Source organism: Leucothrix pacifica, assembly GCF_003172875.1.
GTDB lineage: Bacteria > Pseudomonadota > Gammaproteobacteria > Thiotrichales > Thiotrichaceae > Leucothrix > Leucothrix pacifica.
On record NZ_QGKM01000023.1, the window covers coordinates 46153 to 59232 of the forward strand.

The window sequence follows — 13080 nt, forward strand, 5'->3', positions numbered from 1 at the left end:
ACTGGGTTTGGCAGCTGGCATCATCAGCTAAAACAATGCCGGAGATGCTTTGACACGGTCTCCGGCATTGTTATGTGACTGGTTTCACTGAACTCACGCCTCGCGGCATTACGGAGTCAGGATGTAAAATTACGCCGCAGGCTTAAAAAACACATCCAAACTATTCTGGTACACCTTTGGCAATAACTCATCCAGCGGAATGTTTTTCACCACGCCAATGTGCTCGGCAATAAACGGCAGGTACTTCGGCTCGTTCGGTTTGCCCCGGTAAGGCACTGGGGTTAAATACGGTGCGTCGGTTTCAAATAAAATCTGCTCCATCGGCGTCAGCTCGACAATCTCGCGCACATTTTCCGCGGTTTTAAAGGTACTAATGCCATTAAAACCCAGATGAAAACCTTCTCCCAGACAATACTCCGCCAGTGCCCTGCCAGAGGTAAAGCTGTGAATCACACCGCGTTTGGGCATCTGCCCGACAAAGTTCTGTAAAATCGCCTGCATGTCTTCATCCGCTTCACGCGTGTGCACCACAATCGGCATCTCCAGATCAATCGCAATCTGTAACTGCTGCTCAAAGGCATTGCGCTGCTTGGTGCGGTCGGAGTGATCGTAGTAATAATCCAATCCAATTTCACCGATGGCGAGAATCTTTTTATCCACTGCATTTTCACGGATTTTTTGGCCAACGTCATCGGTGTAATCGTTGGCATCGTGTGGGTGAATGCCCTGTGTGCCGTAAACAATCTCATGCTCGCGGGTAATGCCCATCACGGTATCCAGATTATCCGGTGACACACCGATGGTGATAATACGTTCGATATTTACCGCTTGTGCGTTGGCAATGGTATCGGCCAGTGCGTCGCCCTCTAAATAATCGAGGTGGCAGTGGGTTTCGATAATGGGATGATCGAAAACGGGGATGTTGCGCTTTTTACTGGCCATGATGTGTATTTGCTGAGTGTGATTATGTTGTGGGGATTGTCGTTAATCCTGAGCGGCACTGCAAGGGTTTGACTGCATTTGATGCTTTAGCGCTGCTCAACCTCAAAAGTCACAATATTGCGATCTTCCTTACTAAACTCCACGCCAATTAGGTGAATCGGTTGGTTCAGGCCGCGATATTTATCCGCGTATTGCTTGTCTTTAATCTGCTGCAAAGCCTTACCATTGGGCGCTAACTCAACCACTTTAAATTCAAATAAATAGACCTGCTGATTGAATTTCAGCGTCATATCCAAGCGACCGTGATTAGTGCAGTCCTCAACAATCACATCTAACCCCAAAGCCGCAAAATAAGAATAGAACACGCTGGAGTAAAAACCTTCAAAGGACTGAATATTGTTACTGGTATACCAATGGTGTGGAATGCTGGCAAAGAAGGAATGGAACAAGGTTTTAAGGCCGTCAAAGTCATTACTCATCAGCAAGTCATACAACCGAATACTCTGATCTGACTGTGCACTTTTATTTTGCGTAAAGGTGTTTAGCAACAACTCATTCAGGCTTTGGTATACCTCCTGATTGGGATAACCCAAGGTGTAATAAATCTGTCCGCCAACCTGGCGCTGACCTTTAATCGTGAGATAGCCCGTTTGAAACAGCAACGCCTCTGTTGTCATATCGTCCACATCAAAACTGGATAACATACTGCTGCTACTATGCATACTATCCAGTGCCAACGACGGTACATGCCGCTTAAATAACAAATCGATTAAAAACGTAGGTGTGCCCGTTGCAAACCAGTAATTTTGGAAAGTGCGTTTTTTGAAGAGATTTAACACATCATAAGGGTTATAGACATGCTCACCCAACCAGTTATAGCCGTTATACCACGCTTTAATTTGCTCACGGTCTAAGCCTGCTAACTCAGGTGCAAACACAGTATCAATATCATCATCGGTATAACCACACAGGCTGGAGTATTCAGCATCCAGAGTAATATCGAAAAGATTGTTCAGGCCGGAAAATAAGCTGACTTGAGAGAACTTACTGACACCGGTTAAAAACGTGAACTTGATGTGTGCGTCATGATCCTTGATCGTGCCATAAAATCCACGCAGCAGGTCACGGTTGTTACGTGCAAGCTCGGAGTCTTGCAGCGCATCTAAAATCGGCTTGTCATACTCATCAATTAACACAACAACAGACTGACCGCTGCACTTTTCTGCCTGAGTGATCAGGGCTTTAAACCGTCCTGAAAAAGTCTCATAAATCGTCGGTACCCCGTAAGCCTGCTCTAAGACATGCAACTGCTCTGAAAGCACCTTGTCGGCTTCCCCTTGTTGCGCGTAATGACCACCGCTAAAGGTAAAGCGCAAGACCGGATACTTCACCGACCAATCCCACTGATCATACGCGAATAAGCCCTGAAACAACGGCTCATTACCTTCGAACATTTCTTTTAATGTGTCTAAAAAAAGGCTCTTACCAAAACGACGGGGGCGTGAGAGGAAGTAGCTCTTGCCTTCATTAATCAGTTTTAATGCTAACGCGGTTTTATCCACGTAGTAATAATCACCCGTACGAATTTCGCGGAAGTTTTGAATACCAAGGGGTAATTTACGTCGTTTCATACTGTGTCAGATAGTGGGTGATCAGAGCATTGAGTTTAGCATGAAATAAACCAGTCCGAACGCTATGCTGCGACTGTTGCTATCTGCACGGCAACCTAATGCTGTGAAACGAATAAAAGGCCCGGTAGCGTTCACTACCGAGCCTCTGAGTTTATAACCGAAGGGTTATTTTTTGTGCTGATCTGTTAGTTGTCGCTTTCGTGCTCTTCGTAGCTCAGACCAACGTTAACGATACCAACATAACCTTTCTGGCCATTTGCGCTGACACGCTCTTCAGCGACTACAAAGCTGTCATCTGTTACTTTCAATGTACCTGACTCAACGATACCCAGAGGCGCTTCAACCTGATACTCCAGTACATTTGATGGAACACTTTTCAGCTGGTTCAGCTTGGTGATACCGGCGTTATAAGCTGCTGCTTTAGTTGGTTCGAAACCAGTCACTAATGTGTCTGAAGTGCTACGTGTGGTTGCGTTTGCACCCATGCTAGCGATTAAAAGTGTAGTTGCGATGGTTGCTGTTAGTGCTTTCATAATTAATTCCTAAGTCATTGTTTGTTTAAGTGGGTTTACTATGCAATATCAGCACTGACATCAACCTTTCAAAAAAATGACATTATTGCCATTTGCGGAGTCGATCAAAGCAATTCACGCAGCGCTGGATAATGGCATTGCCTTGTTTGATACGGCTGCAGCGTATAGTGCGGGGCATTCAGAGCGGCTATTAGGCAAGGCTTTGAAGCACCATCCTGAGGCAGTGGTGGTGACTAAAATCGGTATTGGTATCAATGAGCAAAGCAAAGTATTGAGCTTTGATGAGTTTGAAGCGTCGTCTGTGATTTCGGCGATTGAGGCGAGTTTAAAACGGCTGGATCGGGACTGTGTTGATGTGGTGATGCTGCATTTAAATAGTCTGTCAGCAACGCAAGCTGCGCCATTGTTTGATGAGATGGAGAAGGCGCAACATGCCGGCAAGATCAAGTCCTTTGGTTGGAGCACCGATTTTACCGCCAACGCCAAAGCAATGGCATCACACCCCGGTTTTGTTGCCATCGAGCACGCCATGCATGTGTTAATGGATGCACCTAACATGCAACAGGTCGTTCATGACCATGATTTGTATGCACTGATCCGTTCCCCGCTGGCGATGGGCTTGCTGTCTGGTAAATACACAGTGGATTCCACGCTGCCAAGCGGTGACATCCGCACCAATAATCAGGAATGGACGAAATATTATATCGACGGCAAACCTAACCCTGATTATATCGAACGGTTCGATGCTGTGAGGGAGTTAATTCAAAGCGATGGCCGCACTGCGGTGCAAGGTGCATTGGCATGGTTGTGGGCTAAACATCCACGCAATATTCCGATACCGGGGGCACGCACAGTTAAGCAAATTGAGGGCTTGGCAACGGCTTTGCGCTTTGGCCCATTACCCACCTCAGTGATGCAGGAAGTCGATGCGCTGGTGGGTGATGCCTTTATCAGCGACGGGGAAAGTGAGCGTTGATTGTGCGATAGGACGGATTCGTCGTCATACACGTGGCAAACCTTAGTGATAATTACTATACTCCTACCCCTGAATCATCAATTAAAATAAACCAAAGGTAGCCCGTATGACTTTCTCCGCGACAGAGCAATTTGCAGGTAAACCCGTAAAGCAATGGACGGTTGGTTCACCCTTGCCTGACCCTGCACAGTACGCCATTAAGCTGGTGGTTGAGCCTTATGAAGATGGCCCGACTTATCCAGAGTATTTTGCGCAGTTTATTGAGTTGTCAGGTCTGGAAACGATCGACACACTCATTATCGGTGCCTGGGGAGAGGCATACGAGGAAAACAGTAGTCTACCCATAAAACTTCTGGTGGAGCACAAAGATAAATTCGCCGCACTTACGGCCTTATTTATTGGTGACTTAATGCTGGAGGAAGCCGAGGTATCGTGGATTCAGCAATCCGATATTTCATCGGTTTACTCAGCCTTTCCACGGTTGGAGCAATTAAAAATTCGCGGTGGTGAAGGCTTGTCATTAGGCAATCTGAGTCATGACCGCATTCAGTCGCTGATTATCGAGACCGGCGGCCTTAGCAAGACAATACTGGAACAAGCACGGCTGGCGAATCTGCCTTCACTCACGCATCTGGAGCTTTGGTTGGGTGATGAAAACTACGGCTGTGATATTGGTGCCGATGACTTGCGTGCCTTCTTAAACGGTCTGGCAGCTCAGTTCCCAAAACTCGATTATCTCGGCTTGAGAAATTACAGTCTTGCGGATGATCTGGCCGCGGTAATTAGCCAAGCCGATATTCCGGCTAGCTTGAGCACGCTGGACTTATCGCTGGGAGCACTCAGCGACAAAGGCGGTGAAAGCTTATTAGCCAGTGACAAGTTTGGTGGACTGAGCACACTGGATTTGCATTACCACTTCTTGTCTGACGAAATGATGGCTAAGTTAGCCGCTGCAGAGCTCGCGCCAACCGTTCTATTGGGTGATCAAAATCAGGCGGATGAGTACGACGGTGAAATCTACCGGTATATCTTCGTTTCCGAGTGATTAGCTCACCGCCAGACATTGGTTCGCAATGCATAATCCTTGGCAATAAATCAGACCCGCGCGTGCAAGGCTTTCTGCAGGCCCTGCAGCAGCGCGGTGTTAATGATGCCTCGGTAATCGACTACACCGCGGACTGGTCGCAGTTACTGCCCTCATTAGTTAAGCCGGACACCCTGCTACGCATTGAGTCACCGGGTTTTGATCTGGCCGCGGTACGTCAGCTCATGCAGCGCGGTAATTCGCAACTTGAGGCAGAGGGATTGACGCCTATGTCTTCGCAGGAAATGACGGGTCTACCAGCCGAGAACGGGGCATTTATACCTCCACATGCCGTGTACTTTGGCTTGCGACAGCGCTTGCTTGAATTGCAAGATTTACTGGCCGACACCTCCCATATTAGCTGTATGAATCACGTACCGGATATTCTGACCTTTTATGATAAGCAAGCCTGTCACCAACAGCTGGCGCAGCATGATATCCCACAAGCCAGACCGCTTTATAATATCCAAAGTTACGATGCACTGCGTGATGCGATGCAGCAACAAGGTTTAGCCAATGTGTTTATTAAAACCCGCTATGGCTCGGGGGCCAGTGGCATTATTGCGCTGAAAACAGCAGGATCAAAGCTTCATGCTTACACCACTTTGGAACAGGCTGATGGCAGCCTACACAAGGCACGCCTCTATAACCGCCGCAAGCTCATTACCCTTACTGACGAATCTCGACTCAAACAACTGGTGAATCAGCTGTGCCAATGGGGTGTGCATTGTGAAGCGTGGATTCCTAAAGCGAGTCTTGACGGGCAAAGTTGTGATTGCCGGCTCGTGGTAGTCAATGGCGAACCGGAGTTTGCGGTACTTCGCAAAAGCCACACGCCAATGACTAATTTACACCTGCTAAATGATCGCGCGGATATCGCTACCCTGCGCGATATTATGGATCAGCAGGATTGGGAGTCCTTACTCAATACTGCTCGTAAGCTGGCCGCTATCTTTCCTAAATCCTTTCACTTTTCACCGGATATTGCCGTGCATCAAAACAAACAGCGTCATAGTGTGTTGGAGGTGAATGCCTTTGGCGACTACATTCGTCATTGCCAAGTCAATGGCATGAATTCTTATGAATGGGAGCTGGAGCAATGGAGCAAGCGCAATGGAACCGGAGGCCATTCATGATTAATGCGGCAGCGGCCATCGGTTCGCACAATCTGGTGTTTATCACTTTTGATACGCTGCGATACGATGTGGCTGAGCGAGCGATGCAAGAGAACCGCACCCCTTTTCTGGCATCACTCTTACCAGAGGGACAATGGGAAAAGCGCCAGACACCGGCGACTTTTACCTATGCTGCGCATCATGCGTTTTTCGCTGGCTATTTACCAACGCCCGTGCCCAAACCGTTGGATTATCAGCGTTTATTCGCCTGTAGTTTCGAAGGCAGTGCAACGACCGGACAGTCCACATGGGTGACGCAGCATAGCAACATTATTGAAGGCTTGGCTGCGGTCGGCTATCACACCCTGTGTATTGGTGGGGTAGGATTTTTCAATCAGCAAAATGCGCTGGGGCGGGTATTACCGGATCTGTTTATGGAAAGTCATTGGTCGCGTGAGCTTGGGGTGACGGATGCGCACTCTACACAACATCAGGTAGCGCTGGCTTGCCAACGTTTAAAGGCATTGCCAGTCGATCAGCGTTATATGCTGTTTATTAATCTCTCTGCCATGCATCAGCCCAATTGCATTTTCAGCCCGCCAGACACTGGTGGCAAACGCCCGCAAGGTGATTCACCACAAACACAGCTGGATGCGTTGGCGTATGTGGACACTCAGCTTGCGCCGCTGTTTTATACGGTACGCACCCGAGGTGACAGTTTGTGTATTTTATCCAGTGATCACGGCACGAGTTATGGTGATGATGGAGTGTGGGGACATGGTGTAGCACATCCTAGTGTGTGGGAAGTGCCTTATCGTGAGTTTATTTTAAAGGCTGGGGCTTCATGACGAATCGAGATGTGACCGATACAACTACAACTGACCCTAACGTGACGAATCCGGGCATGATTAATGCAAAGTTTGCTGACACTTTTATGACTGAACAAGCCACGCGTTTATCCGACTACTTAGCGGGCAAGCCGTATCTTAATTATGTGTATTCCTACCCACATAAAACCAGCTATCGCGACTTTGAGACACCACGTTCACTGCGCGACTACTGGGCGGATGAGGACAAACGTTCGTTGTTTTTGTATCTGCATATTCCGTTTTGTGAGATGCGCTGCGGCTATTGCAATTTATTCACCACAACCAATCCAGAACAGGATTTGGTGACGGATTACCTCGCAGCACTGGAACGTCAGGTGCAGGTTACTGCAGAATTTTTGCAGCATGACTTTCACTTTGAGCAACTCGCCTTTGGGGGCGGTACACCCAGTTATTTATTGCCAGAGCAGCTACAGAGCTGCTTTGATTTATTGGAACAGCATTTACAGGTAAAACAATTACCAGCATCCGTAGAAGTCTCCCCTGCTACTGCCGACCATGAGCGTTTAGCGGTACTAAAAGCAGCAGGAGTTGAGCGCATCAGTATGGGTGTGGAAAGTTTTGATGCCGCCGACTTAAAAGCGCTAGGTCGACCACAAACGCCTGCACTGGTGGATAGCGCTTTGCACGCGATTAAAGACAGCGGTATTCCCCGTCTGAATATTGATCTGATTTACGGTAGTGCGAATCAGTCCTTACAAAGCTGGTTATATAGTGTGGATCAGGCACTGGCTTGGTCACCGGAGGAGATTTTTATCTATCCGCTATATATTCGCCCATTGACCGGGCTAGGCCGCAAAGCCCGACAAGAAACAGAGGATCAACGCCTCACCGCTTATTTTGCGGCACGAGAGCGTTTACTGGATGCAGGTTACGAGCAGTCATCCATGCGTATGTTTACCCGCTCTGATGCACCGGCTCAGACTGGCCGTTATCGCTGTCAGGAAGAGGGCATGATCGGCCTTGGTGCGGGTGCGCGTTCTTACACCCGCTCGCTGCATTACTCCGGACATTATGCGGTGACTAAACCACAAATCCGGCAAATTATTCAGGATTACATCAACACGCCGTCAGCTAATTTTGCACAGGCTCATTACGGCATTGAAATTGGCAGTGAGGATCAGCGACGTCGTTATGTGTTGCTGGGTTTATTACAAGTATCAGGCATCGCCTTTGATGAGTACCAGCAGCAATTTCAACGCAAGCTGCTGGAGGATATACCTCAGCTCACTTTATTGGTTGATCAGGGTTTGGCAGTGATCCGTGAGCACGATATACGCCTGACAGAGAAAGGCATCGCTTATTCGGATCTGATCGGTAGTTGGTTGTTTACCAATACTATCCGTGATCGCATGCAAGCCTGGGAATGGCAGTGATGACAACAGAACAAGCAGAACACCACACACGCGATCAGCCGCTGAGTATTTTATATCGAGGCTCTTTGCTGAGTTGTAATTATGACTGTGGCTATTGTCCTTTTGCCAAAGCGCAGGACAGCCGCGAGTCACTGGCGCGGGATGCGGTGGAGTTGCAGCGCTTTGTGGACTGGGTCAGTCAGCAGACTCGCCCTATTCGAATCTTATTCACACCGTGGGGCGAGGCCTATATTCGTCGTTATTATCAGCAAGCTATGGCGCAACTGGGTAACATGCCGCAGGTACGGCGCGTTGCTATTCAGACTAATTTATCACTCACCACTGACGCCATTGAGCGATCTTATAGTGAGACATTAGCGCTATGGTGTACCTATCATCCCAGCCAAACCACTGCCGAGGCATTTCTGGAAAAGTGTGCCTTCTTAAAAGGGAGAGGCATTCGTTTTAGCGTGGGCATGGTGGGCAATCGTGATGAACTGGGGCAGATTGAAACGATGCGCAAGGCGCTCCCTGATGATGTGTATTTGTGGGTGAATGCCAACCGTGATGAACAGGCAGATTATCAGGCGCAAGAATTGGCGATGCTGAAGCAGATTGATCCCTTGTTTGAGCAAAATCTTCATCATTACCCGAGTTTAGGAAAAACCTGTCACACCGGCTCTGAGGTGATTTCAGTGGATGGCTCCGGCAATGTTCAACGCTGTCATTTCATTAAACAGTCACTGGGAAACCTGTACGACGGAACGTTTCAGCCGACATTAGCCCCTTGCACTAATCAGACTTGTGACTGTCATATCGGCTACATTCACTTGCCACACTTGGACCTTAAAAAACACTATGGTGAAGGTTTACTGGAGCGAGTGCCAGAGACGATGACTCCACACCAGCACACCTAAATAATTAATTTTCATTCGATTGATTTAATAATTTATCTGCAATTATCTGATTTTCTACTATTGTTGATTGAGTGAGCTTTGTTTATACAAAAAATATAACTAACACAGCTTGTTCAATAAACAGGGAGAAAACCAATGAAACAAAGAAAATTACTTATATTATCCACCATGCTTGGCGGGGTACTGTTGCCGTTATCCGGACTGACACATCACTACACCGTGACGCCGGGCTATTTTGGTACTGTAAACTGGGCGAATAGTTTAAATGGCGTCAGCTTTAACGATCCCCGCTTCAACCCTTACTGCAGCAACTATGCCCAAACGGCGGTAAAACAAGCTCAGCGCCGCATATCTCAACAATGCACCAGCAAGATTCCTACTCATACTCAGCCACTAAAAGATCGCTGGAATACCAATCAATGGGGGCATAAAGGTTGGTGTATGAGCGTGTCTTCGCATGCATCAAGAAATGAACTGATGCAGCGTGAGAATGGTTTGAAACACTGCATGACCAACCACGCGCCAAGTAATGCGCAGATCCGACAGGCTTGTTTAGCCAATGACAACATGCACAAGAAAGCCGCTGCGGGTGATTATAACTACGTCAAAAAATGTCTGGATGCTGGCGTACACGCGAATATTCGTGAAGGTAATAACTGGACGCCTCTGCATTCTGCGGCGCGTAATGGTCGACTGAATGTTGTGCAGCTATTGATGCAACGTGGTGCGCAGGTGAATGCTCGTGATGTGACTAATCGCACACCGCTGGATCAGGCGATTGCGGGTAGTCACTGGGCTGTGCAGAATTATCTGACTAGCATGGGCGGTGTGACGCGTTAAAAAATTACTTTTGTGTGATTATGTTATGAAGAATGCCACCTTCTTGGTTGAGGGTGGCATTTTATTGACACCAATCATTGCCCTGTATCAATTTATTCAAAAATCATCATTTATAGTTTGGCTTTTATCTGTGCATCCCTAAGCAATGACGCCAAACGATAAAATCCATGAATCATTTTAGAAAATGGCGTGAGCAAAAAGAACGCTAATACACTGGCCAAATGAATCGCTAACAAAGCCGGCATTGCCCCCGTGGAGCCGAGCATATACAGGGCCAAACCGGTAGTACTGACAACAAACAGCAGCAACACAAAACCCATTTCACCACCCCAGACACGCGCATCGCCAAGGTTTTTATCCGCTCTTAACTTAAGGCTAGCCATACTTAATGTGCCCAGGCTCAGTATCACGCCACCAGTAATACCTAACAATTTGGGTAATGAAAACAATGGGTACGGTGCTGGCATATTGAAGAAATAATGCATGATCGTTGCCACACTGGTAGACGCAAAACACAGCAGGAAACCGTACATAATCGCCTGATGTGACCAGCGACGGGCATTGCTAAACCGGTCCTCGTCTTCAAAGTTACAACCTTCACCCTGCCCGCCAGACAGGTCTTTAAGCTTAGCGACCGATCCAAGGGCATTTGTAAAATGCGCAAGTCTCAAACGCTCGCCACCAATGCTTTTCCAGTAGCGCCGCAGACTAATAGCGATACTAATAATGGGTAAGAAGAATGCAGGAATAAATACAGCAATCATTGCGTTATGAGGCAGTACACCATAGAAGCCAGCGGCCTGAGCCTCACCAGCAGCGGGTGCTGCGTTTTGAAACAGCAGAAGGATAAACGCCAGCGCTGCTATCACAGCCAGCGCCATTAATACGCCGCTTTTATGAAAGGTTTTCGCGGCCATTGCGGGCACCGCGTAATCTTGCCAGCTTTCCTGACGCACTTCGGCCATAGCTTTGGGAATATTTACTTTAAACTCATGAGGTTCGGTGTATTGACAGGCGTAATAACAGCCCCGGCAGTTATGGCAAAGATTGGCCAGTTGGGTAATATCGCCATCTGAAAAATGACGTTCGCGATTGATCGCCGGAAATACTGAGCAAAAGCTTTCGCAATACCGGCAGGCATTACAGATTTCGACCTGACGACGCGCTTCTTCGATAGTTTTAGTGATTTGCATACTGTGCTGCCTCTTTTCCTGCGATACGACCGAAAACGGTGCCGATTGTCATGCCAAATCCGGCTAAATAGCCTTGCCCCAAAATGGAGCCCGCCATAATTTCACCAGCCGCCCAAAGATTTTCAACAGCGCCCTGTGGCCCCTGCACTTGGGCGGTTTTATCAACCTTTAACCCCAGATAAGTAAACGTAACGCCAGTTCGCAGGCTATAACCATAAAACGGTGCTTCCGTAATCGGACGAGCCCAGTTGGTTTTTGGCGGGGTCAGGCCTTGCGTCGCCAGACCATCCAGCTCAGTTGGGTGAAAATCACCGTCGGTACAGGCAGCATTGAACTCATTAATCGTGCTCTCCAGTTTCTCCGCGGGAATGCCCATTTTTTCAGCCAGCTCTGCAATGCTGTCAGCTTTTATCGGCGGAAAGACCGACGGCATAAACAGGTTCAGTGATTTGGCATCGATAATGACATAGCCGATCTGATCCGGTTGGGCGGCGACTAATCGTCCCCAAATAGCGTAACGCTTGGGCCAGACATCCTCACCTTCATCGTAGAAGCGTTCGGCATTTTTATTTACCACCACCGAAAACGGCACGCAGTCCAAACGCGTGACAATCCCGCCATCAAATTTCGGTGCACGACCATCTATGGCTACCGCGTGACATTGCGTCGGGTCACCCACTGACTGAATCCCCTGATCCAGCAAATCTTTTAATACCACGCCACGGTTATAAGGCGTACCGCGAATCAGGAAGTTTTTCGCCGCTGGCCCCCAAGCCTCTGCCAGCCAATCGGTATCCGCCTGAAAACCGCCAGATGCTGCAATCACAGCCTTGGGGTGTAAGATATGCGACTCACCTTGGTAGCTAAATTCAACGGCAGTAACACGATTTTGCTCCAAGCTTAAATGCGTCACCTTCGCCTCATACAGTACCTCAACACCCAATGCCTGAGCGGTGCGGTAATAAGCATTCACCAACGCTTTACCACCACCGGCAAAAAATGCATTCGTACGCGCCAGCGACAATGTCCCGGATAGCGACGGCTGAAACCGCACTCCGTTCGCTTCCATCCAAGGCTGGCATTCTTCAGAAGCATTAATCGCTAATTTCGCCAGCTCAGGATCGGTTTTCCCGCCTGTCACTTTTAACAAATCCTCGTAATACTCATCAGCATCATAGCGATCCACTAAAACCGACATCGGCTTTTGGTGCATGCAGCGGAAATTGCGCGTATGGCGAGAATTTCCACCCCGATATGCTTTAGGCGCACCCTCTAAAATCAACACCTTCGCCCCAGCCTCAGCCGCCGTAATCGCAGCACACAAGGCCGCATTGCCACCGCCGATAATGACGATATCCGCATCACTTTGGACTGCCATCAGAGCAAGCTCTTGAACATGGTAATAACACTTTCTGGCTTTTTCATCACAAACACTTTATTGCTCCTAAATTAACATCCACTTGGCGATACCTCGACCTTCACTTGCTGGTCTTTTCTTGGTCTATTACGGTTCTTTACCGTTCTCTTCCTTACCTACTGCTGGTTGCATACTGATCCCCTATTGATCATTCAACAACGCACCACATTAAGGGCTAAGGGAGCTCTGG

At 48.2% G+C, this 13080-nt stretch carries 12 protein-coding genes; 7 read left to right on the top strand and 5 right to left on the bottom strand.

Annotated elements, in window-relative coordinates; all coding sequences use genetic code 11:
* Positions 1-129 precede the first annotated feature (129 nt).
* From DKW60_RS09785 to DKW60_RS09795, 3 genes are all read right to left on the bottom strand, one after another.
* Complete coding sequence (locus DKW60_RS09785; RefSeq protein WP_109837476.1) at positions 130-942, bottom strand: TatD family hydrolase; 813 nt, start codon at positions 940-942, stop codon at positions 130-132.
* Between the two features lie 86 nt (positions 943-1028).
* The gene (locus tag DKW60_RS09790) at positions 1029-2573 is read right to left on the bottom strand and encodes an ATP-binding protein (RefSeq protein ID WP_109837477.1); all 1545 of its coding nucleotides are present in this window, start codon (positions 2571-2573) and stop codon (positions 1029-1031) included.
* Positions 2574-2758: 185 nt separating this feature from the next.
* A complete protein-coding gene (locus DKW60_RS09795; protein ID WP_109837478.1) occupies positions 2759-3106 on the bottom strand; it encodes a DUF3316 domain-containing protein in 348 nt (115 codons plus the stop codon).
* A gap of 76 nt (positions 3107-3182) precedes the next feature.
* On the opposite strand from DKW60_RS09795, the gene DKW60_RS09800 reads away from it, so the two are divergent.
* The 7 genes from DKW60_RS09800 (at position 3183) to DKW60_RS09830 (ending at position 10280) form a co-directional block, all read left to right on the top strand.
* The gene (locus DKW60_RS09800; protein ID WP_109837479.1) at positions 3183-4082 is read left to right on the top strand and encodes an aldo/keto reductase; all 900 of its coding nucleotides are present in this window, start codon (positions 3183-3185) and stop codon (positions 4080-4082) included.
* 106 nt (positions 4083-4188) lie between these two features.
* Positions 4189-5127 carry an STM4015 family protein gene (locus tag DKW60_RS09805; protein ID WP_109837480.1) on the top strand — a complete coding sequence of 313 codons (939 nt, stop codon included), beginning with the start codon at positions 4189-4191 and terminating at the stop codon, positions 5125-5127.
* A complete protein-coding gene (locus tag DKW60_RS09810) occupies positions 5124-6302 on the top strand; it encodes an STM4014 family protein (RefSeq protein ID WP_109837481.1) in 1179 nt (392 codons plus the stop codon). Before DKW60_RS09805 ends, DKW60_RS09810 begins: the two co-directional genes overlap by 4 nt.
* Complete coding sequence (locus tag DKW60_RS09815) at positions 6299-7129, top strand: STM4013/SEN3800 family hydrolase (protein WP_109837482.1); 831 nt, start codon at positions 6299-6301, stop codon at positions 7127-7129. The genes DKW60_RS09810 and DKW60_RS09815 overlap by 4 nt, the downstream gene beginning before the upstream one ends.
* A complete protein-coding gene (locus DKW60_RS09820; RefSeq protein ID WP_219988701.1) occupies positions 7126-8544 on the top strand; it encodes an STM4012 family radical SAM protein in 1419 nt (472 codons plus the stop codon). The genes DKW60_RS09815 and DKW60_RS09820 overlap by 4 nt, the downstream gene beginning before the upstream one ends.
* A complete protein-coding gene (locus DKW60_RS09825; protein WP_109837570.1) occupies positions 8544-9440 on the top strand; it encodes an STM4011 family radical SAM protein in 897 nt (298 codons plus the stop codon). The genes DKW60_RS09820 and DKW60_RS09825 overlap by 1 nt, the downstream gene beginning before the upstream one ends.
* Positions 9441-9575: 135 nt before the next feature.
* On the top strand, positions 9576-10280 hold the full coding sequence (locus DKW60_RS09830) for an ankyrin repeat domain-containing protein (RefSeq protein ID WP_109837483.1): 705 nt from the start codon (positions 9576-9578) through the stop codon (positions 10278-10280).
* Between the two features lie 110 nt (positions 10281-10390).
* Here DKW60_RS09830 and tcuB read toward each other — a convergent pair whose 3' ends face one another.
* Together tcuB and tcuA are read right to left on the bottom strand one after the other, a co-directional pair.
* Complete coding sequence (gene tcuB / locus DKW60_RS09835) at positions 10391-11473, bottom strand: tricarballylate utilization 4Fe-4S protein TcuB (RefSeq protein ID WP_109837484.1); 1083 nt, start codon at positions 11471-11473, stop codon at positions 10391-10393.
* Entirely contained in the window at positions 11460-12851 is a 1392-nt protein-coding gene (gene tcuA, locus DKW60_RS09840) for an FAD-dependent tricarballylate dehydrogenase TcuA (RefSeq protein ID WP_109837485.1), read from the bottom strand. The genes tcuB and tcuA overlap by 14 nt, the downstream gene beginning before the upstream one ends.
* Between the last annotated feature and the right edge of the window lie 229 nt (positions 12852-13080).